This window comes from Streptococcus cuniculi (genome assembly GCF_001921845.1).
Taxonomy (GTDB): Bacteria; Bacillota; Bacilli; order Lactobacillales; family Streptococcaceae; genus Streptococcus; species Streptococcus cuniculi.
In genome coordinates, this window is the sequence record NZ_MSJM01000003.1 from 224,249 (window position 1) to 246,998 (window position 22,750).

Sequence of the window (22,750 nt, forward strand, 5' to 3'; positions counted from 1 at the left end):
TCAATTTCATTCTTCCTCAAAAAGTCCTTGTAATTGGGCAAAGGGACTGTTTGCTTCCTTTTTCTCTTGAGCTGCGGCTGCATAACCCTCTTCTGTCAGCACGGTCCAATGATTACCTGACGGCAAGTCCTGTCCTGCTTCTTCCTCTGGTGTCAGGACCTTGAGGGGAATATTCAAGAGAATATTGTCCGCCACGCTTTCTGAAAGAACAATCACATCCTCTTCGACGACAAGCACCAAGTCTTCTTCGACCATGTCTTGGTCTTTCAAGGCCTGCTCGTCTGCTACGAAAATTTCATGGACTGGGAGGCTTTCTGAAAGTACGACAGGTTGCATCGAACGACTGGAGGCGAGGGTAATGTCGTAGGTCATTTGATAATTTAAGAGGAAGAATCCTGCTTCAAAGCTGACCCGACCTGCTACCTGAATCGGTGAAACCGCTAGAATATCTGCATTGCGAGCCATTAACTCATCAGAGAGTTGAAGAGTCTCTTCAAAGGAAATGCCGTCTGATTTTTTCTGAATATCATTGATATGAAACATGGCTTCTCCTTAATTCAGATGTTCCGTTAGATAATGGTAGACCTGCTGACCAGCGATTGCTCCGTCACCTACCGCAGTCGTGATTTGGCGCAATTGCTTTTGACGGATATCACCGATAGCAAAGATACCCGCTTGGCTGGTCGCCATTTGCTCATCGGTCACCACCCAGCCCTGCTCATCGGTAATGCCTAGGTCTGCGACTGCATCTGTCATCGGATCAAGCCCTACGTAGATGAAGACACCGCCAAAGGCATGGGCTGTTACTTGACCTGTCTTGACATTCTTAATCAAGACTTCCTGCACCTTGATGTCGTCTCCCTTGATTTCTTCGACCACGCTATCCCAGATGAAGCGAATTTTTTCATTGGCAAAGGCGCGTTCTTGAATTACCTTTTGGGCACGCAATTCATCACGGCGGTGCACGATGGTCACGGTATTCGCAAACTGGGTCAAAAAGAGCGCCTCTTCAACGGCAGAATCGCCACCACCCACGACAAGCAAATCTTGACCACGGAAGAAAGCACCATCGCAGACCGCGCAGTAAGAAACTCCACGGCTGTTATAGGTATCTTCTCCAGGCACTCCCAATAAGCGGTGTTTTGCCCCCATGGCAAGCACAACAGTATGAGCTTCTAAGGTTTCATCTTCTGTCACCACCCGTTTGACAGGACCATCTGTCTCCACGCGCACCACCTGACCAAAGAGGTGTTCTACCCCAAAGTTATCGAGTGGCGCAAACATTTTTTCAGCTAATTCAGGACCGCTGATATGGTCATAGCCCGGATAGTTTTCAATCTCTGCGGTGTTGTTCATCTGACCACCGTAAATACCTCGTTCTAAAAGCGCAACTTTTAGATTGCTACGCGCAGCATATAAAGCTGCGGTCATTCCAGCAGGACCTGCTCCAATAATAATGGTATCGTACATCTTTCTTCCTTCTTTCTTATACTCTTAACATGAGTAAAATGCCCACAATCCCAAAAGACAAAATGGGAATGGTCATCACATTGATAATCAACAAATCAAAGAGAACCTCTTGGCGTTCTTGGATGGTCTTGTCTTTTTTCTTCACCAGACGGAGTAAAAACCAACTGATGCTGAGAAAAACCACCACGACTGCTGCAATCAACAGGCTCTTCACATAAAGACCTAATATCGTTTGTAACATCTGTTTTCCTATTCATCTCTCCATCAGCCTAGAAGGTCTGGCGTTTGGCTTTTCGCTCTGCCCGTCCCTTGGCCCGATTCTCAATCCGCTTCGTCTTGCGCCGTTTTTCATCGACAGCCCACTGAATCTTCTTCTTGTAGCCCGGCTTGATTTTTTTCTTTTTCTTCTTGACCAGACCAATCATCTCAAGGTCCAATTTCTCCCTTGATTTTTCCCGGTTGACACGGCGGTCTCGGTCATAGGTATCTTGGAACTCTCCATCCTTCATCATCTTTGGAACAAAGCGGATATTGAGTTTTTCAAGCTCGCGAATGTCGGCATCATCGCTCGGTTGATAGAGGGTAATCGCTGTACCTGCTAGACCATTGCGCCCTGTCCGTCCGACACGATGGACAAAGAAGGACAAGTCCTGCGGAATGGCATCGTTGATGACATGGCTGACGCCCTCAATATCAATCCCCCGCGCCGCCAAGTCGGTCGCAACAATGTATTCAAATTCCAGATTCTTGACCTGGTTCATGATCCGTTTGCGTTCCCGCGGTGGAATATCTCCATGGATTTTCGCTACCCGCAAGCCATTTGCGCTCAAGTAGCTGTGCAATTCATCCGCCCGCGTCTTGGTATTGACGAAAATCATGGCCAAATAAGGCTGCATCAGCTTGGTAATGTCCAAGATGAGGGCATTTTTATCCCGTCCCTTGGTAGAAATGAGCCAGTTATCAATCGTATCTGAAATCACGGTCTGCGTCTTAATCTGCTCGATGACAGGATTGGTCAGATATTTTTTCAAAAATGGCTGTAATTTCTGCGGAATGGTAGCTGAAAAGACGAGGAACTGCAAATTCTTGGGCAGGCTAGACGCGATGCGGTCCACCGTTTCCAAAAAGCCCATGTCAAGGGTCATGTCTGCCTCATCGACTACAAAGGTTGTCGCCTTGTGAATAGCCAAATCACCTGATTTGACGAGGTCATAGATACGGCCTGGGGTTCCAATCACGATGTGGGGTTGACTAGTCTGCAACTTGTCAATCTGACGCTGTTTGTCCGTTCCTCCGACATAGTTGACCACACGAATTTCCGTACTGGAACACATGGCTATTTGACGCGCTGCTTGGTAAATCTGCGTTGCCAACTCACGCGACGGAGCGGTAATCACTGCCTGCACCTGTTCGACTTCTTCTTGTAACTGCTGGAAAATCGGAATCAAAAACGTGTGGGTCTTGCCAGATCCTGTCTTTGATTCACCGACCAAATCACGCCCTGACAAGACAATCGGAATCAAGCGTTCCTGAACTTCTGTCGCCGTGACAAAGCCTATCTCCTTCAATGCTTCTTGAATATAAGGTTTTAAGGTAAATTCTGTAAATTTCATAGCATCCTCTTTTTTTCTACTTCCTTTTATTATATCAGAAAAAACAGCATTTGACTGCTGTTTGATACTCACTAAAGATTAAAGATATAAAATAGCAAGAGTCAGCAAGCTCATGATGAGCCCAACTACCCACAGGAAGAAATCGACCTTCCATTCGCTCCATTTTTCACCCTGACCAGTTAGACCGCCCAATTCCAAATGGTGATGGAAAGGGGTCATGCGGAAAATGCGTTTGCCTTCGCCAAACTTTTTCTTGGTGTATTTGAAGTAGCTGACTTGAAGCATGACAGAAGAGGTCTCCACCACATAGACCAAGCCAATCAAAAGCAGGGTCCATTCTTGGTGAAGAGTAATAGAAATGGTCGCGAGCATTCCTCCGAGCGCTAAGCTCCCCACGTCTCCCATGAAGATTTTCGCTGGTTTGTGATTGTAGTAGAAAAATCCGAGCAAAGCTCCAATCATGGTCACACAGACCAATAAAATATCAAATTTACTATCCACAAGGGCAATGACTGCGTAAGCTGACAAGCTAATCACCACTGAAATCGAAGCCAACCCGTCAATTCCGTCGGTCAGATTGACCGCATTGGAAAAACCAACCAGCCAAAAAAGGACAAAGCCGACATAGAAAATCCCTAGATGCAGTGGATACCCCAGTACATTCAGCGTACCATTTCCTGTCCCCTGCATGTGAACGAGATAAAAGACAACCCCACCTAGAAGCTGCAAGGCTAATTTTTGCTTGGGATTCAATCCTTCATTGACCTTGCGGAAAATCTTTAAAAAATCATCCAAAAAGCCGACAATTCCATATAGCAAGAGGATGAAGAGGATGGCAAGAACCGCCCCTGTCAGTCTATTTGAAAATAGGGCAGCAAAGAAGGTCACCACAATGGCAACAGCTAGAAAGACGGTTCCTCCCATGGTTGGGGTTCCTGCTTTAAACTGATGTTGCTTGACATCTTCATGGGTCTGTTGCCCCTCGATGCGCTTTGCTTGGTAAAATCTGATAAATCTTGGAATCAATAGGACAGTCGCCACAAAGGCTACCAGTCCTGCTATGATTACAGAATACATATTAGTCTCCTAGGTTAATTCTTATTTTTTTCGTCTTTTCTAAATCGCTTCCGATTGCAACATTCTGGCTGACGACCTTCGTTCCAGAACCACTATATTCAATCTCAATTCCTGTCCAATCAGAAAAAATATCCACATTCTCTTTCGTCCAGCCATACATATCAGGCACCATTGTAAAACGATCTGTCAAGAGCAAAATCTGCTGATTGGCAGAGAGATTTGAGCCAATCTCAACAGAGACTTTCTTAATCTCTGCTCCATTTCCCAAAATAATCGGTTGCACCAATTGCTGACGCAAGATTCCAGCCGTCACTCCTGGCTGTTTGCCGATAATCTTACCCAACTTATACTCTGTTTCTTTTGAAACAGCAGCAAGAGTTGGAGCCGGTGTCGTCAGATTGAGGCTATCCTTTAATTGCATAGCTTCTTTGAGGGTTGGATTGAAAATATCTTTCCAGTAGGCACTTGTCCAACTTTCTGGTTGTTGAACCGTCACATACATGATAAATTCTGGGTCTTCAGCGGGAATCATAGCGACAACAGAGTTGATGGTGGCGTTGGGTCCTTCCATATATCCGGTTCCATCTTCCTTACCAATCTGAGCAGTCCCTGACTTCACAGCAATGTTGTACCCATCTACCTGAATCAAAGGACCATCAGATGCTCGCAAGGTTCCGAATTGCGGGTCTGTTCCAACCCCAATCATATATTGGCGGGTATCCGCAGCAGCTTTGGCCGAGACAGGCTTTCCAACTACTTCTGGCTGCGACAGGCGCACCGAATCCGTATTCCCATCATAGAGAGCTGTGATGAACTTCGGCTCTAGCATGATGCCATCATTAGCAATAGCACCGAAGCCGCGTAACATCTGGGTTTGAGTGGCCAGAATCCCTTGACCGAAGGAGGTCATGGCGACAGACACCACATTATCTTCTGGCAGAAGCCCTGCTTCTTCCCCCTCCATTCCAAAACGGGTTGGGTAGCCAAAGCGGAATTTCTCCAGATAATTCAACCAACGCTCATCTCCCATTTTTTGTTCCTGAATGACCATTCCAACGTTACTTGAAAGGGCAAAACCTTGGGCATGGGTCAAACTCAACGGAGCAAATAGGTCGTCCGCATTGACGTCCCAGTCCCGGATAGTGGCATCGACAATCTTGATTTCAGAGCGGTTGTAATATTCATTTGGTGAAAAAGTTCCATTATCAATGGCGGCAGCCACGGTCATAACCTTCATAGTAGAACCAGGCTCAAAGTTTTCTTGATAGAGGAGCGAGCGTTGCAAGATATCCTTGTCGTCAACCCCCTCCTTGGTATCTGGGTTATAGGTCGGTCGTTGCGTAGTGGCTAAAATCTCACCTGTCTTAGCAGCAACGAGGGTCGCATTGACATATCTTCCTTTGGTTTTGCCAAAGAAAATATCCATATTGGTTTCAAGGGAACGCTGGAGATCCGCCGAAATCGTGGTATAAATATCCTGACCATCTACTCGTGCTTCTTTGACATTTTCTGTTCCCGGAACAATTCGTCCGCGGCTATCTTTTTCATAGACAATTTTTCCATCTTGACCAGCCAAGATACTATTGAGGGCATACTCCATCCCCCGTTGACCTTCCAAGCGCTGGCTACCATCATTCTCGTCTTCGACCAGATTGGCTAATCCAATAAAACTCGATGCAAAATTCCCATTTGGATAAAGGCGACCTGGGTTGGTGTTAAAGGCTATCCCTTTTATACCTGCAGCTTCCATCTCCTGCTGAATCGCCGTCATGGTGCTGTAGGAAATATTCTTTCCCAATGTTCCAAAATAGACCTGCTTGAGCTTAGGCTGATTTAATTGCTGCAACACATAGTCTGTCTCCAGCCCCAAATGTTTATTAAAAATCTGTGCGACCTGATTAAATTGACGAGGTTCAACATATAAAATCTCTTTCAGAGCAGAAACATATTCCTTGTCAATAATGGCGTAAACCGTATAGGTCGTCGAATCCTTAGCAATCGGCAAACCCGTACGGTCATAAATCGTCCCCCGCTTAGCTTGGACTGTCACTTCGGTCTGGTGAACTTTTCTTGCCCCTTCTGACAAATCAACCCCAAATTTTTTATCTGTTCCGATAATAATGGCAAAATTAATCAAGAAGATGAAAAAGATGAAAACCGTCAGCAGAATGAGACTTTGCCCCACTCTGCGACGATTTTGTGACGGAATATAGCGTTTCTTTAAAACATACCGTAACAATTGTTGTTTGCGTTTTGACATTATTCTGCTACTCCAACATTATCATTTTTATACGTCAAACCAGCCTTGTCTGCTATTTCCAATAAGCGGGCATTCCGAATCAATTCATTGACAGCCTGCTCAGCATCGTCAATTTCCACCTGCTTACTGTTAATTTCTTGATTGACACGAGCCATCTCCGCCTGTACTTGCAACAAGCGTGTCTGCATAAAGACAATGCCAATCGCCAAGGTCAAACTAGACAAGACAATACTGCCATAAAAGGCCTTCTCCACTCGAGAAAATGTCTTGATTTTTTCACTGATGACGCGCATGGTAGCGTCTTTTCGTTGATCTTCTAACATGTTTTTCACCTATTTGTGTATCTTTCTCGCCACGCGCAATTTAGCAGAATGAGCGCGGTTATTGGCTTCTAGTTCCTCTTTGCTCGGCAATATTGGCTTTCTGTTGACCAATTCCATCTTGGGTTTTAAATCATCTGGAATAAAAGGCAAGCCCTTTGGCACATCAACCGTTGACGCCTCTTTGAAGAGCTGCTTGGTCAAGCGGTCTTCCAAGGAATGAAAGGTAATGACCGAAATCCGACCGTCTACCGCAAGCAAGTCAATCGCCTGTTGAATCGACTCATCGGCCGCACCAAGCTCGTCATTGACCTCAATCCGAATGGCCTGGAAAATCTGCTTGGCAGGATGTCCTTTTTTCTTCAATTCCTTAGCAGGCTTGGCAGATTTAATCAATTCTGCCAGCTCGGTCGTCGTCTCAATCGGCTTTTCACTTCTAGCTTGCTCGATTTTTCGTGCGATTTGCTTGGAGAATTTATCCTCACCATATTTGAAGAAAATCCGCACCAAATCATGATAGTCATAGTGATTGACTACTTCATAGGCAGTCAAAGGCGCTGTTCGATCCATCCGCATATCAAGTGGAGCATCTTTTTTATACGAAAATCCACGTTCCCGCTCATCGAGCTGAGGACTAGACACACCCAAATCATAGCAAATCCCGTCAATCTCTGTCACACCCAATTCTCTCAAGCGTGCCTCTAAATGACGAAAATTGTCCTTGATGAAGGTAACCATGCCCTTTTCAATATAAGGAGCCAAGCGTTTTTGGGCATTCAAAATAGCCGTCTCATCCTGATCAAAGGCATAGAGATGACCCTTTTCATTTAATTGATTCAATAAATACTCGCTGTGACCTGCACCGCCTAAAGTTGCATCAACGTAGATGCCATCAGACTTCACCGCTAACATATCCACGGTTTCATGCAATAAAACGGTCGTATGGTTAAATTCCTTCATCATATCCTTACTATTGTACCACATTTTATGGCAAAAGGAGATGGAAAACTATTTTCAAAAAAACTGTCAAATATAGTTGACATACTTTCTCAAAAATTGTAAAATAAAGTCAAGAAGATGTCTATTATATGTGACACCCTCGGGAGAAATCCCAAAGAATTTTAAGTCATCATGTCGCATATATCCGATATCTAAAGGAGGTGGCAATGAACCGTGTCAAAGAGTACCGACTCAATGTCGGAAAATCACAGCTGGAGCTAGCCAAACAAATCGGCGTCTCCAGACAAACCATTAACATGATTGAAAATGACAAGTACAATCCTACTTTGGAACTCTGTCTCAATCTTGCCCGCGCCCTCCAGACAGACTTAAACACACTGTTTTGGGAGGAATAAAAAGGAGAATAATCATGAAAAAAGAAGACCTACACCTACGCTTTATCCGCTACTTCTACACGATTACAGGAGACTTAGATGAATATTCTGTGCAGGAAATCAACTATTTTGGTAATAACATGTATATGCTGATCTATATAACTGTCTTCCTAGCCATAATCTTGGGTCTCTTAGGGTTTGAAGACCTAGCTGAACTTATCTTGGTCATCGGCTTTATTCTTCCTCTCGCCAAACAAAGCGCCTTAATCAGACGGCTAGGATTGCACAAACTTGAAATTGCTCCTTCCGAGCTAAAAATGGCACGCCAAAAGATGTTCAAGCGTACCCTTTTAGAAACTGCAGGTATTGTTCTGTTTGCAATTCTCATCTTTCTTATGCTCTGGCATATGAAAATCCCACAAGAGAGCGGCGATAGCTTTGAAACCTTCTGGTACATCGCAGCGCCCCTTGCTTCCCTCCTCATCACGAGCGTATCTTTTGTCTGTTTCTTTATCACTAACCGGCGTAACATTGTCATTGTTGAAGATTAGGAGAACATAGCAACAGGCTTTAACCCCAAACAGTTTACAAAGTGGCGGAATTCCTTTACAATATTCTTATTCGTGAGAGAATGAGGAGAAGAATGAAACAGATTTTACGTCAATTTAAGCCTTTTGATTTCATCCTGATTGGAATCACCCTACTCCTGTCCTTTGTACCAGCAGTAGTGACCTATGCGGGCAGTCAAGGCCAGCCTGAAGAACCCTATCTGATTGCTTCTGTCCGTATCAATGGGGAGATTGTCGATGAATTTAAACTCTCAAAAAGCACGCCCCACAAGGAAGTGACCTACTATCCCAATCCCGGTCAGTACAATATCATCGAGATTGACGGTGAGCGCATTCGGGACAAGGAAGACAATAGTCCCGACCAAATCGCAGTCAATACCGGCTGGATTAGCAAGTCTGGCGAAATCGCAGTCTGCCTCCCCCACAACCTCATCATCGAAATCCGAACCCCAGACGACCAAGAAAGTGATGAGGAAGAAGAATTGATTTTACCAATTTAAAGAGGCTGGGACATAAGTACCCAACCTCCTTATTTTTATAATTTGAGCAGTTTGACGCAGTAGTTGTCGGGCTTGTAAAACATTGATAAATCAATATTCTATTAGAAGAGGCTAGCGAACGATTCTTCGCTAGCCTTATTTCCAACCTTCCACAATTCTCGATTGTGGAAGCAAGTCAACCTTGCGGGGTATCAACAGTCAGGGGAGTGACTGTTGATACCCGAGCCTAGAAACTAGAGAGCGAGGACTACAAAATCGATTTCTACGAAATCACGATTTTTGTCCCACTCCCTTATCTTATACCAAACAAGCAATAATCAGTACCACTAGATACATGAGTGAAAAGAGGACAAAACTTTTGACTGCTTCGACAAAGGTTTCACGCTTGACCTGCTTTTCCAAGAAACGCCCGAGACTCTTATAGGACAAGATAGCCACACCGTAACCTAGCCAAGCCCAAAATGGCAAGAAGCCAATCAAGGGATAAACCAGCCACAAAAGCCACGGGAACATGGCTAAACAAACGTAAAGTAGCAATCCCTTTTCCCGTCCGATATGAAAGACCAGCGTGTGGCGATGATTGCGAATATCCTCATCCAAGTCACACAGATTATTCGCTAACATGATATTCGCAATCAAGCAGACCAAGGGCAGGCTCATAAGACCAATCTCGATGAATTTGCCCCAGGCTAACTGCAATTGAAACCATTCTCCGACAAATCGACTGGTTAACAACAGATTCGGCGCTTGAACAAAGACCCCCAAGAAGAAGATGCCAAGCCCCATGGTGACCCCTGAGAAAATCTCTCCGAGCGGCATGCGCGAGAGGGGAATCGGACCAAAGGTATAACAGATACCAATCAAGAAACACAAGGCGCCAAGCGGTAGCAAAATCAAATCCGTCCGCCAGACCAAGACAAGCGAGACCGCAATCGAAAAGAACAAGAGCAGAAAGACAATCTGCACCATCTGCCGAAAATCTAGCTGATTGCGCCCGATGACATTGTGCTCCTCTCGGTAAATCTGGTCCTTGGCCTTGACATAGTCCATGGTATTATTAATCGCTGTTGTACACATGTCAAAACTCAAGACGGCTAAGACAAATAGAGCGGTATTCAGACCATTAAAGGCATGGTAGCGGTAACTGGCCCATAGAATCCCCAGTACCATCGGAAAAACACTTGCGACCTTGGTCCGTAATTCGATAAATTCTAAAAAGATTGGCAGGGTGATACCCCTTTTTTTATTTGTCTTTGACAAGATGATACTCCTCATTGCTCAATTCAAATCGATTCTTGAGCCCCTTACTTAGATGAACACCGCGACCCTTATCCACAAAGACCGCTTCTACATCCTCCAGTTGGTCGATAAATTCCATTCCCTTATCAATTCCCAAGAGGAAAAGCGTTGTGGAGAGGGCATCCCCCTGGGTAGAAGTCTTGGTAAAGACGGTTACACCCGAGATATTGTTCTCAACTGGATAGCCCGTTTCTGGGTCAAGGATATGGTGATAGATGACCCCATCCACTTCCAGATAGCGCTCGTAAATTCCTGAAGTCACGACTGATCCGTCCGTCACATAGACTGAGCCAACCACGGTTCCCCGCACTTCATCAGGATCTTGAACCCCAACCTTCCAGCCTTCCTTGTGGGCAGGAGAACTCCCCATCACGACCACATTTCCACCGAGATTGATAATGGCTGTTGTGATGCCTTTTTCTGCAAACAAGCGCTTCAAACCGTCAGCGATATAGCCTTTTGAGATGGCACTCAACTCTAAAATCATGCCTTCTTTTACCGCAACCGTCTGGTGCTTCTTATCCAACTGCACATCTTTGTAGTTGATGCGGGGGAGAGCTGCCTTGATTTCTTCATCACTTGGTTTGCGTGCATCTTCTGATCCGATTTTCCAAAGATTATTGACCGCTCCAATCGACACATCAAACCGTCCCTGACTTTTCTCACCCATTCCTAGAGCCTGTTCAATCAACTCAAAGGTCCGCGGATCAACCTTGACAGCTTCTTTTCCTGCCGCCTGATTGATACGGTAAACATCTGAACCCTCAAGATTCGTTGATAGGAGCCGCTCCATTTCCTTGACGTAGGCAATCCCCTCGTCCATAGCTTCTTCCTGGTTCTTATGATAGATACTAATCTGGACAACCGTATGAAGCAGGCTCTCTGTACGGGTCAAGGGTTTGTCCACAACAGGCAAACTCTCCTTGACTGTTTGCTTGGACTGACAAGCTCCTAAGAAAAAGCTACAAAAGAGCAAGGCAAGCGCCAGCCATCTCCATTTCATAATCTCTATACTCCTTTTTATCATACTGTTTCTATACCATTGTACCATCTTCTAGCTAAAAATCCACTCAAAAAGAGGCTGGACTTCATGCCCAACCTCCCTATTGTTCATTTATGGTATGCTAGATTATTTGTCAAGCATCACTTTTGCAGTGTCACCTTTTTCAGCTGCAGCAAGGAGAGCTGTTGTACTCTTCTTGAAGTCTTCTGAAGTATGAGTAGCACCAGAAACAACTTCAACTGCTTCTACGTCTTGTTTTTCAACAAGGCCAGCGTTCAATTTTTCGATTGCTTCTTTAGCAGAAACACCAGCTTTTTCGCTCATCATTTTGTTGTATTCTTCGTTTTCAGACTTCATTTTACCGTCTTTGTCTTCGTAGTCAAACTTAGACTCAGTGATTTTTCCGTCTTTTACAGTGATGGTGTGAACAATCTTATAGCCACGATCGTCTGGTGCAGATTCTGCTGAATACATACCGTCTTTCAATGGAGCCATCATTGTTGCTTCTGATGTTGAAGACATGGTAGTTTCAGATGAAGACATTGCTGCATCTTTCTTCTCTTCTTTTGCACCACATGCTACCAAGGCAAAAGCAGCAGCTAAGACTGCAACACTTTTCAAGACAACTTTTGTTGTTTTCATTATAATAAAACTCCTTTTCCCTACCTCAGCTGATTAAAACTGAAGCGTTTTCTTACGTTATAATAATATACCTTTTTGACAAAAATGTCCAATGTTTAACACGAAATTGCGCGAAATCTCTTTGAACGTTAATGATAGGAACCAACTATTTTTTCTGCCAGCCATTTCCAGTCAACTGTCCGACCGCTTGTCTCTAGTAAGAGAACAGCTTTATCCATTTTCTGCACATATGCCTTCATCAAGGCTTCGGTGCGCGCCTGCGCCTTGGTCTGACTGATTTTTTCCACCAATCGCTCCACTAAAGCCGCATCCTTGGTCTCGATTACTGCCAGCAAGTCTTGACGGATACTCTGATCCTCTTCGATTGCCAGAAGGAGTGGAGCTGTGTAAATCCCGTTTTGAATATCTTGTAGGGCAGGCTTCCCCGATTCTTGTGCTGTTAAGTAGTAATCAATCAGGTCATCTCGCAGCTGAAAAGCCATGCCAAAGGAACGGCCAGCACGAAAGGCCGGGTAGGTTTTATTGATGGATTTTCCGCTCTGTAAACTGCCCAATTGACAAGCTAAGCCGAACAAGAAGGCTGTCTTTCCTTGAATTTGCTTGAGGTAGCGTTTCATGGTCATCGTCGCATCAAACTGATTCATCAACTGCGCCAACTCCCCTGCTAAAATGCCCTCCATCAACTTTTCATTGAGAACTTCCGCTTCTACTGTTTCAAGCTCTAACAAGCGCACGCCCTTTGCTAGCAAGCGCCCTGCATAGGCCATCAGGTAATCCCCTGCGTAGATGGCAATCCGATTTGAAAACTGACGATGGGCAGCCACAATTCCACGGCGTACATCTGCTTCATCGATGACATCATCATGGATGAGGGTGGCAAGATGTAGCACCTCCACGTAGGCAGCAAAATAGAGCTTTTCTGGCTTGATTTCTCCGTCTACCGCTTGGGCAAACAAAAGGCATAAACCAGAACGCAAATATTTTCCCGGTGCTTCAATATATTCAACAATTTTTTCACGCACGGCTGGATGAATCATCTTCATCTCTGTCAGCATGATGCGCTTGACTTGTGTTAGTCCCCTTTGTATTTCTGGATGATTTTCCCAAATTTGATGTACCACAATTCTCCTACTTCATCATAGAAAAAGGACTATTCAGCAAACTTTTCTCCCGTTTTTTGAATAGTCCTTATCATTTTTTTGAATGATGTATACTCTATAACCATCAACTTCTGACTAGGCAACAAAACCACAGGTAGTTGAAATAGTTGAGAACTATTTCAAGTTGGAAATAAGAAAAGTAACAACTTTTCTCATCAGTTCAGAAAAGTGGCTTACCAACGGAAGAAGCTGATGTTTGACGAGTATGCAATGATAATGGAATCAAGAACCACTATTCATTATCGTTTCTCTTTTAAGGTATAAATATGCTTTGGCTTCCCATAAATCTTCTTATCGAGGAAGCGACCCAACCATGGCATAATCCAGTAGTCAAGACCGAAAGCACGACCAGCACCATTCATCAATGAGATGGCAACTGGAATGAACCACATGTTCACCCAGTAGAACATGCCTGATAAGCTGAACATGATGACCAAGGCAACAGTTGCTGCGCTGACAATCCAAACGAAGGCACCTGCAATCAAGGCAAGACCGATTCCGATTTCCGCAATGGTCATGAATTTTTGCATGAAGAGGGCAACTTCTTGGTTTGGCATCATGAATTGCATGATAGAAGCAAACCAGTCTGGCATACCATCTAAGACGGTCATTGGTTGCTCACCGTAAGCGTAGCTAAGACCAAAGATGGCTTGTGCTGTTTCAGTCGCAGCTTGAGAGGCACCTGATGTTGCTTCTGCTGCAGAGGCACCTGAGACAGGATCTGCCAACCATGGGAATGGGAAGACCACTTGGTCTCCTAACCATGAAGTCGTACCAAAGAGTCCAAAGGCTTTCTTAACCCCTTCGTAGAGCCAGACTGAACCGTAGAAGACACGGAGTGGGAGAGACCAAAGAAGGTTTCCTTTACCAGATGTGTGACCGCCAAAGATATTGCGTTTGTTCTTAATATCAAAGAATTCATGGCGAATATAAGAACCCATGTAGAAGAAGCTACGGATGGTAAAGAAGTATAGCAAGTTTACCATGTGCTTCATAAACATAGCCATAAAGCCTGACAAGTGGTATTTGCCCATCAAGAAGGCAACCCCATAGCGAGAACCGATTGAAACCATGAAGCCATCGTATTTCCCTTTGTAGCTATGTTTTTCCCCACCTGTAATCGCAGCGATAATGTTTTGTGCCGCAGTATGTCCAGTTTGTTCAGCCGCTTGAACGATTTGCGGTGTTGGTTTGCCGTCATTTCCTGGCTCTTCGTAGTAGACCAAGTCACCCGCTACATAGACATTTTCCTTGCCTTTGGCTTCCATGTATTCGTTAGCAACCAAGCGACCTGCACGCGCTTTTTCAATGCCAAATTCGCTGGCATCGCTATTGGCTTGCACACCTGCTGTCCAGATAGAGGTGTAGGTTGGAATTTCGCGACCTGATGAAAGGACCAATTTGTCTGCTTCAACAGCTGCAACTCCATCACCAAGCACCAATTCAACACCTTTTTTCTCAAGGTATTTACGGGTTTTCACTTGCTCTTTCTCAGTAACCATCTGCAAGATATTTGGCATTGCTTCGATCACTTTGAGAGAGAATTCTGCTGGGTCGAGTTTGAATTCGTGCGCCAAGATTGGAACCCAATCAATCAGCTCACCAATCATCTCAATACCAGTGAAACCTGCACCGATAACCGTAAAGGTCAAAAGGGCACGGCGTTTTTCAGCATCGTGTTCGCGCATGGCACGGTAACAAGCGTCAATGATATGATCATGCAAACGCTCTGCTGCTTCGATGGACCAAAGAGTAAAGCCATTTTCTTTTACACCCTTGATACCGAAATCGTTGGCTTCCCCACCCATGGCAAGCAAGAGGTAGTCAAATGGAAGCGTTTGGTGCTCTGCAATCACTTCTTTTTTGTCGTAGTCAATTTCAACAACCTTGTCTGTGACCAAGTTCACTTTTGGATACTTGTTGAAAATACGTTTCAAGTCGTACTTGATTGCGTCTTTTTCCACACGACCAGCTGCCACTTCGTGCAATTCTGTCATATAGGTATGGAATGAGTTTTTATCAATCAAGGTAACGGTCACGTCGGCGTTTTTCTTGAATTTTTTCCCGAGCAAGCGCGCTGCAGAAATCCCTGCATATCCAGCACCTACTATTACAATATTTTTAGTCAAAACATAACCTCCGATTAGTTTGTCTGTTTTTTAACAAAGCCTATTATACACCTTTTATACAGATTGTACAATTGGATAGTTCGTATTTACACATGATTTTACTAAAAAACTTGCATATCTTTCAAAAAACAGATAGTATAATGGAAGTAGAAAATAATGGGTGTCTAGCATATCGCTCATTCAATGATTTTCTGCCGATTTAGATAGAGATACAATTATGAATTCAAAAAATCAAAAGTTACTGTTTATCACGATGCTGGCTGCCCAGGCAGTGGTGATTTCCTTAGTTGAACGACTGATTCCCACCCCATTTTCCTTTGCTCCTGGAGCAAAACTGGGACTTGGGAACCTCATCAGTCTGATTGCCATCTTCACCCTACCCGCCAAGGATAGCATCAAAGTCGTCAGCATTCGCCTCTTGATTTCTACCTTTTTGGGTGGAACTTTTTCAACCTTCCTATATGGCTTTGCAGGAGTTACCCTTAGCTACATCGGAATGCTCTCCGCTAAGCAGCTAGGACCCCGACGGGTCAGCGCCATTGGTATTTCCATCCTAGGCGGGATGCTCCACAACATCGGGCAACTCCTCGTCTTTGCCTGGATTGCCCAATCCTTACTGGTCCTCAACTATCTGCCCATTCTGTCTTTCAGTGGCATTCTATCTGGCTTTTTGGTCGGCTTGACCGCCAATTATCTGCTTAAAAAGGTCGGTCCGCTCCGCTATTATCACCAAATCATCTTAGCAGAATGGAAATAAGTCGTCTTTTCCTACCAAATTAGGTAGGTTTTTCTGTTATTTTTAGCAATTTGTGCTACAATATCCTCATATCCAAATTTCCAAATCACGAGAGGAAATCATGTCTATCCTTAGTTTAAAATTAAAACCGAGCCAACGGATTGTCCTGAGCTTTGCAGGTGTAATCCTGATTGGCTCGCTCCTGTTATCCTTGCCCATTTCACAGCTCGCAAGTTCTGAAGCACGCTACTGGGACCATCTCTTTACGACCATTTCCATGGTCTGTGTGACGGGTCTCTTTACTGTTCCTGTTGCTGAAACCTATAATACACTTGGGCAAATCATCTGCATGTTGCTAATCCAAATCGGGGGCTTGAGCTTGATTAGCTTTATCGGGCTCTTTGCCTTGAGAGGCGGGCGTAAACTAAGTTTTATCAATATGGCCACCCTCCAAGAAAGTTTTAGCCTTGCAGAAACCAAGCATTTTCGCAGTTTTATCAAGTCTGTCTTTGGTTTTACCTTTGCAACAGAAGCGCTGGGAGCTCTTATCCTTTCCTTCCAATTCGTACCAGAGTTTGGCTGGCAACGCGGGATTTTTTCTTCGATATTCCTTGCTATTTCAGCCTTTTGTAATGCCGGCTTTGATAATTTTGGCTCCACCAGTCTCGTCAGCTATGCCACCAATCCCTTGGTCAATCTGACCATTGCTGCCTTGATTATCATGGGAGGGCTTGGATTTACGGTCTGGTTTGATATGCAGACCAAGATTCAAAAACGCTTGAGCTTTCGCAAGTTAAGTTTTCATAGCAAGGTGGTCCTCACCTTGACCAGTCTAATCCTCTTGACTGGGACTATACTAACTCTCCTAACCGAATACAGCAACCCTGCAACCATCGGTGTACTGAATTTTCCCGAAAAAGTCTTAGCTAGTTTTTTCCAAACGGTTACAATGCGAACAGCAGGTTTTGCAACCATTGACTATACCAAGGCCAACCCCGTCACCCTACTGGTCTATGTCTTCCAAATGATGCTCGGGGGAGCACCAGGCGGAACAGCAGGCGGGATTAAAATCACAGCCTTTCTGACCTTAATCCTCTATGCAAGAAGCGAGGTTATTGGGCTGCCCCATACCAATTTCAAGGCGCGGACCATTGACGATGTGACCATCCAAAAAGCCTTTGCAACTTTCATCGTCTTTATCATGGTCTTTCTCTTGGGGCTCTTTGCCATCAGTATGACAGACCCTCATCAACCGATGCTCTTTCTCATTTTCGAGGTCATGTCAGCCCTCGCAACCGTTGGGGTAACGGCCAATCTGACTCCTGATTTATCTCAACTAGGGCAACTGGTCATCATGGCCCTCATGTTCTTTGGACGGATTGGTCCTATGTCGATTCTCATCAGTCTTTCTGCTCGGAAATTGTCCAAGGAAGAAACCATACAATATGCAAAATCATCTATGATTGTGTAACGGAACTCGGGCTAAAAGCTGTGTGAAAAAGAGACGCAGGTGTTCCAACTTTAGTTAGTTACAGTTGAAAATCACTTTACGAAATTAGGCTGAAAACCTCCACTGGAGCTTTTCACTCGTCAGATTTCCTCTTTTGCCGTAGCTGTTACGAGCCTGCTCGTTTTACAGATACGGATGCCCTAGGGGTACACTGTGTGCTTTATACGCCCTCATATCTTGTGAAATTGAATTCGGGCTACAACTCTCTGACAATCTGGTGAAGTTAGATTTACCAGCGATAGGGCACAGTAGGCATCTGATTGTTGCTATCACAACAATCTAGTTGCCTTTGTGGGGGTCTCACGACGAAGCCTAGAGGCTTTCTGTTCGGCCGCCTATTTTGTCTAGGAGTTGCTTAACGCTCTCGTATCTTGTGAAATTGAATTCGGGCTAAGCACGGTGTGAAAAAGAGCCGCAGGTGTTCCAACTTTAGTTGGTTACAGCTGAAAATCACTTTAGAAATTAGGCTGAAAACCTCCACTGGAGCTTTTCACTCGTCAGATTTCCTCTTTTGCCGTAGCTGTTACGAGCTTGCTCGTTTTACAGATACGGATGCCCTAGGGGTACACTGTGTGCTTTATACGCCCTCATATCTTGTGGAATTGAATTCGGGCTAAGCACGGTGTGAAAAAGATAAATCTTCCTAGAGTTTTTAAACTCTTCGTCAGATTTCCTATTTTCACTGTGTGCTTTATACGCCCTCATATCTTAATTTAAGGAGATTATCATGCAAACTCAAACGATCGGAATTTTAGGCCTTGGTGTCTTTGGAACCACCATTGCCAAAACTTTACACCACTATGATTGCAACATTATCGCCATCGATAATCATGCTGACCGAATCAATCAGCTTGAAACCGTTCTGACCAAGGGAATCGTGGGCGATATTACAGACAAGGATTTATTGCGGGCCGCAGGGATTGACCGTTGTGATACGGTGGTCGTTGCAACAGGGCGCAACTTGGAATCAAGCGTTCTAGCAGTCCTCCATTGTAAGGCCTTGGGCGTACCTAAGATTGTTGCCAAGGTCAAGAGCAAAACAAGCAAGGAAGTTCTCTTAAAAATCGGAGCTGACCGCGTCATTTCTCCAGAAAGAGAAACAGGTGTCTCCCTTGCCAAGCACCTCCTGCACCGCGATACAACAGACCTCATCGAGCTGGACGGCGATGTGACCATTATTGAGTTTCACGCGCCCCAAAAATGGATTGGCAAAAGCCTTGCCGAACTGCAATTGCGCCGACACTACAATCTCAATATCATCGGCTACCGCGATGCGCAAACCAATAAATTAAATGTCCAGTTTTCACCAGATTATACCTTTAATGAGCAGGAACTGATTATGGCCGTGACAGACAATCACACCGTCGACCACTTTGAAGAATACACCAATAAATTGTAAGTCTTCCTATCATCAACCTTGCCACCACTTGTTCCCACCTTTACTAAGGAGTTTTTATGCAGGATTTAACTCAAGGGAAGCCCATTCAGGTCATTTTGCGCTTCACCCTGCCACTGTTAATCGGAAGTTTTTTTCAACTAGCCTATAATTTTGCAGATAGTATTATTGTCGGCCACACATTAGGAAAGGTCGCCTTTGCCAGCGTCGGAGCGACTGGAAGCATTGTCTTTCTCATTCTCGGATTCGCGCAAGGCTTGACCAGCGGGCTGACCATTGTGACCGCCCAACGATTTGGTGCAAATGACCTTGAAGGAATCAAAAAAAGTTTTGTTCATGGTCTCTTTTACGCCCTCTGCACCAGTCTTGTCTTGACAATTCTAGCCCTTTCATTCCTTCGTCCCCTGCTCATTTTTATGCAGACACCAGAGGAATTACTGCCGCATTCGCAGCAGTTTTTAACCGCTATTTTTGGTGGGACTATCTTTTCTGTTCTCTTTAACTATCTGTCTAACCTGATTCGTAGCCTAGGGGATTCCACAACGCCCTTAATTGCTCTCATCATCGCCTGCTTTATCAATATCGCACTCGACTTTCTTTTTATCTTGAATGTCGGTCTGGGCGTCTTTGGGGCAGGGCTTGCAACCATTACAGCGCAGGCTTTTTCCGTCCTCTATCTGGCAGTTTATATTTATAAAAAAGTTCCTTATTTTCATGTGAAATGGGCTGAAATCCGACTGGACAGGCTTAACCTCATCAAGCATGCGCAACTAGGGTTTCCTATGGCCTTTCAGGCCAGCATTATCGCTATCGGCTCTATCACCTTGCAGGTCATGCTTAATCAACTGGGGACTAATGCCATTGCCGCTCAGGCCATTGCCAGCAAGACCGATCAGCTTGCCATGCTCCCGATGATTAACTTAGGGCTTGCTGTCTCTACCTTTACGGCTCAAAATTACGGAGCAAAACTCTACCCACGAATCTTGGAGGGCTTGAAAAAGTCTGTCTTTATCAGCATTGCTTGGGCCATTTTCTTTGCCATTTTACTCATCTCCGCCAACCGCTTCTTCTCGCGTCTGTTTCTTGCAGACGGTAGCACAGAAGTCTACCAACTGGCGCTCGTCTATTACATCATTAACGGGGCTTGTTACTGGATTTTGTCCATTCTCTTTATCCTCCGTAGCTTCATTCAGGGGCTAGGAAAAGGCTTTGTGCCAACCCTTGCCGGTATCATGGAGTTGGTCATGCGGGCTGGAGTGGCCATTATCGGGTTGACCTATTTTGGCTTTTACGGTGTCGCTGCGGCTAACCCTGCCGCCTGGATCGGCAGTGTTATGGTCTTAATTCCTAGCAGTATTATTTTAACGAGAAAATTGAAACAAGAGACTATCTAAAAATAGCAGCTGGAGCTTCCAGCTGCTATTTCTTATGAATTAGGGTCTTCTAGGCTTCTGCCATGAAGCCCTTTTTCGCGTTGGACCTGTCTGAGTTTTTCTGGCGTCACATCGTTTCCATCCTCATCGACAATCTTGATTCCTTCGACATGGGCACGAACACTGCGACGGTAGCCCTCGATATATTCTTCACGAAGGGCTGCTTGTTCTTTTAACTCCTCTTCTGTCAAGCCAACTTCTTTTTTCTTTTTGGCTAATTCATTGATACGATCAATCTTTGCTTGCTCCATTTTTCCTCCTATTTGGTATTGATTTGGTTAAATTGGGCAACCTGTTGCGCCTTGTTGGTCAATGCTGCAAGCAAGGCCAAACGGTTAGTCTTCACGGCTTCGTCTTCGACCATGACCATCGTATTGTCAAAGAAAGCGTCAATCACTGGTTGAAGAGCAAAGAGCTGGTCAATGTTGCTTACCAAGTCTGTGGTAAAGGCAATCTTCTCTACAGCTTCTGCCAAGGCTTTTTCCTCTTCATTTTCAAAGAGGCTGCTATCTACTGCGACATCTGCTGCTGCTTTTTCTGCCAAGTTAAAGGCACGAGAGAGACTTTCAACGGCTGGTTTAAAGTCAGCTGTTTTAGCTTTTTCAGCTAAGAGACGGGCAGTCTCTACCATATCGCTAACGACAAAGTTGCTGCTATTTAGAACTGCTGTCACGATGTCTTTTGAGACACTCTTATCCATCATCTTCTCAACACGAGCGCGGAAGAAATCAAGCACTTCTGTCTGATGTTCATAGGCAAGACTGTCATGTTCAAGAGCATAGAGTTTTTCTACCAATTCATCAATGGCAATCGTCCAGCCAAAGGCTTCCAAAATCCGTACCACACCTTGGGTTGCACGACGAAGAGCATACGGGTCATTTGAACCACTTGGAATCAAGCCAACTGAGAAGAAGGACAAAATCGTGTCTAATTTATCTGCGAGGGCAAGGACTGCTCCTACCTTGGTTTCAGGAAGGTCGCCATCTGCGCTGTTTGGCAGGTAGTGTTCACGGATTGCCGCAGCAACAGCTGCTGTCTCCCCTGCAAGAAGGGCGTATTTTTCTCCCATGATCCCTTGCAATTCGTCAAATTCACCGACCATGCCGGTCAAAAGATCAAATTTGTAAATCGCAGCCGCACGAGCAAGGTCTGTTTTTTCTTCATCAGAAAGCCCAGCTTGATCAGCCAAGAGAGCGCTAATAGCTGCGGTGCGCTCCATGTGTTCATAAAGGGAACCAATTTTCTCATGGAAGGTCACGGCTTTCAAGCGCTCCACAAGGTCTGCAATTTCTAGTTTTTGGTCTTCCCGCCAGAAGAATTCACCGTCTTCCAACCGTGCCACCAAGACTTTTTCATTTCCCTTGATGACATTGTCCAAGAATTCCGCATTTCCGTTGCGGACAGAGATGAAGTTCGGCAACAATTTACCCGCCTTATCACGGACAACAAAGTAGCGTTGGTGATTTTTCATCGAAGTTACCAAAACTTCTTCTGGAACTGCAAGGTATTTGGCATCAAAAGCTCCCATGAAAGCAGTCGGATATTCCACCAAGTTCAAGACTTCATTGAGCAAGTCTTGGTCAATCTCAACGACCACATCTTGCGCTTTTTCAATCGCCTTGATTTGCTCCACAATCATGTTTTCACGCTCTAGGCTATCTGCAATGACATATTCCTTGCGCAAATCATCTTCGTAGCTGTCTGCTGTCGCAATCTCCGTTTCATGACCAAGGAAACGATGGCCGCGGCTGATACGACCTGACGAAATATCGAGAAAGTCCATCTCAAGCGCTTCATCATCCAACAAGACCGTCAAGGTGTGAACAGGGCGGATGTATTCAAATTTGTTGGAAGCCCAATGCATGCTAACTGGGAAGGTCATCGAAGCAAGCACCTCTGGAATGCCTACCAAGACTTCCTTGGCTGATTTTCCTTTTTCATGCTTAGTCACATAGACATATTCTTCCCCTTTGATTTCACGGAATGTGATGTCAGCAGTCGTCAAGCCTTTTCCACGGACAAATCCTTCTGCAGCCTTGGTAAAATTCCCGTCCGCATCAAGGGCAATCTTCTTGCTTGGACCTTTGAAATCTTCTGTCAAATCCTCTTGCTGGTCTGCCAAGCCACGGACACGTACTGCTAACCGGCGAGGTGTTGAAAACATCTCAATCTCTTCAAACGCCAAGCGATTGTCTGTCAAAAATTGTGCCATGCGGTCTTTCAATTGCACCATGGCAGGTGTTACAATGTAAGCTGGAATTTCTTCTAAACCAAGTTCTACTAATAAATTTTTAGACAT

The 22,750-nt window shown here is 44.9% G+C and carries 22 protein-coding genes; 7 read left to right on the forward strand and 15 right to left on the reverse strand.

Annotated elements, in window-relative coordinates; all coding sequences use genetic code 11:
• Positions 1-6 precede the first annotated feature (6 nt).
• The 8 genes from BU202_RS04435 to rsmH all read right to left on the reverse strand — a co-directional run bounded on the left by BU202_RS04435 (position 7) and on the right by rsmH (position 7,703).
• Positions 7-543, reverse strand: a complete 537-nt coding sequence (locus BU202_RS04435; RefSeq protein WP_075104596.1) for a YceD family protein — start codon at positions 541-543, stop codon at positions 7-9.
• A 9-nt stretch (positions 544-552) separates the two neighbouring features.
• On the reverse strand, positions 553-1,470 hold the full coding sequence (gene trxB / locus BU202_RS04440) for a thioredoxin-disulfide reductase (RefSeq protein ID WP_075104597.1): 918 nt from the start codon (positions 1,468-1,470) through the stop codon (positions 553-555).
• A 16-nt stretch (positions 1,471-1,486) separates the two neighbouring features.
• Positions 1,487-1,711, reverse strand: coding sequence for a DUF4059 family protein (locus BU202_RS04445; RefSeq protein WP_075104598.1), 225 nt, complete (start codon positions 1,709-1,711; stop codon positions 1,487-1,489).
• 28 nt (positions 1,712-1,739) lie between these two features.
• Complete coding sequence (locus BU202_RS04450) at positions 1,740-3,083, reverse strand: DEAD/DEAH box helicase (protein WP_075104599.1); 1,344 nt, start codon at positions 3,081-3,083, stop codon at positions 1,740-1,742.
• Positions 3,084-3,161: 78 nt separating this feature from the next.
• Entirely contained in the window at positions 3,162-4,160 is a 999-nt protein-coding gene (gene mraY / locus BU202_RS04455) for a phospho-N-acetylmuramoyl-pentapeptide-transferase (RefSeq protein WP_075104600.1), read from the reverse strand.
• A 1-nt stretch (position 4,161) separates the two neighbouring features.
• Positions 4,162-6,420, reverse strand: coding sequence for a penicillin-binding protein PBP2X (pbp2x, locus tag BU202_RS04460; RefSeq protein WP_075104601.1), 2,259 nt, complete (start codon positions 6,418-6,420; stop codon positions 4,162-4,164).
• Positions 6,420-6,743: a cell division protein FtsL gene (gene ftsL, locus BU202_RS04465; protein WP_075104602.1), complete on the reverse strand. Its 324-nt coding sequence runs from the start codon at positions 6,741-6,743 to the stop codon at positions 6,420-6,422. Before ftsL ends, pbp2x begins: the two co-directional genes overlap by 1 nt.
• Positions 6,744-6,752: 9 nt before the next feature.
• Positions 6,753-7,703, reverse strand: a complete 951-nt coding sequence (gene rsmH / locus BU202_RS04470) for a 16S rRNA (cytosine(1402)-N(4))-methyltransferase RsmH (RefSeq protein WP_075104603.1) — start codon at positions 7,701-7,703, stop codon at positions 6,753-6,755.
• 203 nt (positions 7,704-7,906) lie between these two features.
• Here rsmH and BU202_RS04475 point away from each other — a divergent pair, with 203 nt between their 5' ends.
• From BU202_RS04475 to BU202_RS04485, 3 genes are all read left to right on the forward strand, one after another.
• Positions 7,907-8,095 carry a helix-turn-helix transcriptional regulator gene (locus BU202_RS04475; protein ID WP_075104604.1) on the forward strand — a complete coding sequence of 63 codons (189 nt, stop codon included), beginning with the start codon at positions 7,907-7,909 and terminating at the stop codon, positions 8,093-8,095.
• Positions 8,096-8,109: 14 nt separating this feature from the next.
• Positions 8,110-8,625: a DUF3278 domain-containing protein gene (locus BU202_RS04480; protein WP_075104605.1), complete on the forward strand. Its 516-nt coding sequence runs from the start codon at positions 8,110-8,112 to the stop codon at positions 8,623-8,625.
• Positions 8,626-8,705: 80 nt separating this feature from the next.
• On the forward strand, positions 8,706-9,143 hold the full coding sequence (locus tag BU202_RS04485; RefSeq protein ID WP_075104606.1) for a NusG domain II-containing protein: 438 nt from the start codon (positions 8,706-8,708) through the stop codon (positions 9,141-9,143).
• Positions 9,144-9,440: 297 nt separating this feature from the next.
• On the opposite strand, the gene BU202_RS04490 is transcribed toward BU202_RS04485, so the two are convergent.
• The 5 genes from BU202_RS04490 to BU202_RS04510 form a co-directional block, all read right to left on the reverse strand.
• A complete protein-coding gene (locus BU202_RS04490) occupies positions 9,441-10,418 on the reverse strand; it encodes a 1,4-dihydroxy-2-naphthoate polyprenyltransferase (RefSeq protein WP_075104607.1) in 978 nt (325 codons plus the stop codon).
• On the reverse strand, positions 10,387-11,445 hold the full coding sequence (locus BU202_RS04495) for an FAD:protein FMN transferase (RefSeq protein ID WP_075104608.1): 1,059 nt from the start codon (positions 11,443-11,445) through the stop codon (positions 10,387-10,389). Before BU202_RS04495 ends, BU202_RS04490 begins: the two co-directional genes overlap by 32 nt.
• A gap of 126 nt (positions 11,446-11,571) precedes the next feature.
• Positions 11,572-12,087 (reverse strand): FMN-binding protein, encoded by a 516-nt coding sequence (locus BU202_RS04500; RefSeq protein WP_075104609.1) that lies wholly within the window; start codon positions 12,085-12,087, stop codon positions 11,572-11,574.
• A gap of 128 nt (positions 12,088-12,215) precedes the next feature.
• Positions 12,216-13,208, reverse strand: a complete 993-nt coding sequence (locus BU202_RS04505) for a polyprenyl synthetase family protein (protein ID WP_075104610.1) — start codon at positions 13,206-13,208, stop codon at positions 12,216-12,218.
• Positions 13,209-13,486: 278 nt separating this feature from the next.
• A complete protein-coding gene (locus BU202_RS04510; RefSeq protein ID WP_075104611.1) occupies positions 13,487-15,376 on the reverse strand; it encodes an NAD(P)/FAD-dependent oxidoreductase in 1,890 nt (629 codons plus the stop codon).
• Positions 15,377-15,593: 217 nt separating this feature from the next.
• Between BU202_RS04510 and BU202_RS04515 the strand changes: the two genes are divergently transcribed.
• The 4 genes from BU202_RS04515 (at position 15,594) to BU202_RS04530 (ending at position 20,412) form a co-directional block, all read left to right on the forward strand.
• A complete protein-coding gene (locus tag BU202_RS04515) occupies positions 15,594-16,133 on the forward strand; it encodes a Gx transporter family protein (RefSeq protein ID WP_075104612.1) in 540 nt (179 codons plus the stop codon).
• Positions 16,134-16,233: 100 nt separating this feature from the next.
• The gene (locus BU202_RS04520; RefSeq protein ID WP_075104613.1) at positions 16,234-17,583 is read left to right on the forward strand and encodes a TrkH family potassium uptake protein; all 1,350 of its coding nucleotides are present in this window, start codon (positions 16,234-16,236) and stop codon (positions 17,581-17,583) included.
• A 766-nt stretch (positions 17,584-18,349) separates the two neighbouring features.
• Entirely contained in the window at positions 18,350-19,021 is a 672-nt protein-coding gene (locus BU202_RS04525; RefSeq protein WP_075104614.1) for a potassium channel family protein, read from the forward strand.
• Positions 19,022-19,077: 56 nt separating this feature from the next.
• Complete coding sequence (locus tag BU202_RS04530; RefSeq protein WP_075104615.1) at positions 19,078-20,412, forward strand: MATE family efflux transporter; 1,335 nt, start codon at positions 19,078-19,080, stop codon at positions 20,410-20,412.
• A gap of 32 nt (positions 20,413-20,444) precedes the next feature.
• On the opposite strand, the gene BU202_RS04535 is transcribed toward BU202_RS04530, so the two are convergent.
• Both BU202_RS04535 and glyS read right to left on the reverse strand, forming a co-directional pair.
• The gene (locus BU202_RS04535) at positions 20,445-20,702 is read right to left on the reverse strand and encodes a DUF896 family protein (protein WP_075104616.1); all 258 of its coding nucleotides are present in this window, start codon (positions 20,700-20,702) and stop codon (positions 20,445-20,447) included.
• Between the two features lie 8 nt (positions 20,703-20,710).
• Positions 20,711-22,750: a glycine--tRNA ligase subunit beta gene (gene glyS, locus BU202_RS04540; RefSeq protein WP_075104617.1), complete on the reverse strand. Its 2,040-nt coding sequence runs from the start codon at positions 22,748-22,750 to the stop codon at positions 20,711-20,713.

Coding starts and splice junctions, on each gene's coding strand:
- BU202_RS04520 (WP_075104613.1), top strand. CDS start 16,234: ATGTCTATCCTTAGTTTAAAATTAAAACCGAGCCAACGGATTGTCCTG.
- trxB (WP_075104597.1), bottom strand. CDS start 1,470: ATGTACGATACCATTATTATTGGAGCAGGTCCTGCTGGAATGACCGCA.
- ftsL (WP_075104602.1), bottom strand. CDS start 6,743: ATGTTAGAAGATCAACGAAAAGACGCTACCATGCGCGTCATCAGTGAA.
- BU202_RS04435 (WP_075104596.1), bottom strand. CDS start 543: ATGTTTCATATCAATGATATTCAGAAAAAATCAGACGGCATTTCCTTT.
- BU202_RS04480 (WP_075104605.1), top strand. CDS start 8,110: ATGAAAAAAGAAGACCTACACCTACGCTTTATCCGCTACTTCTACACG.
- BU202_RS04475 (WP_075104604.1), top strand. CDS start 7,907: ATGAACCGTGTCAAAGAGTACCGACTCAATGTCGGAAAATCACAGCTG.
- BU202_RS04530 (WP_075104615.1), top strand. CDS start 19,078: ATGCAGGATTTAACTCAAGGGAAGCCCATTCAGGTCATTTTGCGCTTC.
- rsmH (WP_075104603.1), bottom strand. CDS start 7,703: ATGATGAAGGAATTTAACCATACGACCGTTTTATTGCATGAAACCGTG.
- pbp2x (WP_075104601.1), bottom strand. CDS start 6,420: ATGTCAAAACGCAAACAACAATTGTTACGGTATGTTTTAAAGAAACGC.
- glyS (WP_075104617.1), bottom strand. CDS start 22,750: ATGTCTAAAAATTTATTAGTAGAACTTGGTTTAGAAGAAATTCCAGCT.
- BU202_RS04445 (WP_075104598.1), bottom strand. CDS start 1,711: ATGTTACAAACGATATTAGGTCTTTATGTGAAGAGCCTGTTGATTGCA.
- BU202_RS04495 (WP_075104608.1), bottom strand. CDS start 11,445: ATGAAATGGAGATGGCTGGCGCTTGCCTTGCTCTTTTGTAGCTTTTTC.
- BU202_RS04485 (WP_075104606.1), top strand. CDS start 8,706: ATGAGGAGAAGAATGAAACAGATTTTACGTCAATTTAAGCCTTTTGAT.
- mraY (WP_075104600.1), bottom strand. CDS start 4,160: ATGTATTCTGTAATCATAGCAGGACTGGTAGCCTTTGTGGCGACTGTC.
- BU202_RS04525 (WP_075104614.1), top strand. CDS start 18,350: ATGCAAACTCAAACGATCGGAATTTTAGGCCTTGGTGTCTTTGGAACC.
- BU202_RS04515 (WP_075104612.1), top strand. CDS start 15,594: ATGAATTCAAAAAATCAAAAGTTACTGTTTATCACGATGCTGGCTGCC.
- BU202_RS04490 (WP_075104607.1), bottom strand. CDS start 10,418: ATGAGGAGTATCATCTTGTCAAAGACAAATAAAAAAAGGGGTATCACC.
- BU202_RS04500 (WP_075104609.1), bottom strand. CDS start 12,087: ATGAAAACAACAAAAGTTGTCTTGAAAAGTGTTGCAGTCTTAGCTGCT.
- BU202_RS04535 (WP_075104616.1), bottom strand. CDS start 20,702: ATGGAGCAAGCAAAGATTGATCGTATCAATGAATTAGCCAAAAAGAAA.
- BU202_RS04450 (WP_075104599.1), bottom strand. CDS start 3,083: ATGAAATTTACAGAATTTACCTTAAAACCTTATATTCAAGAAGCATTG.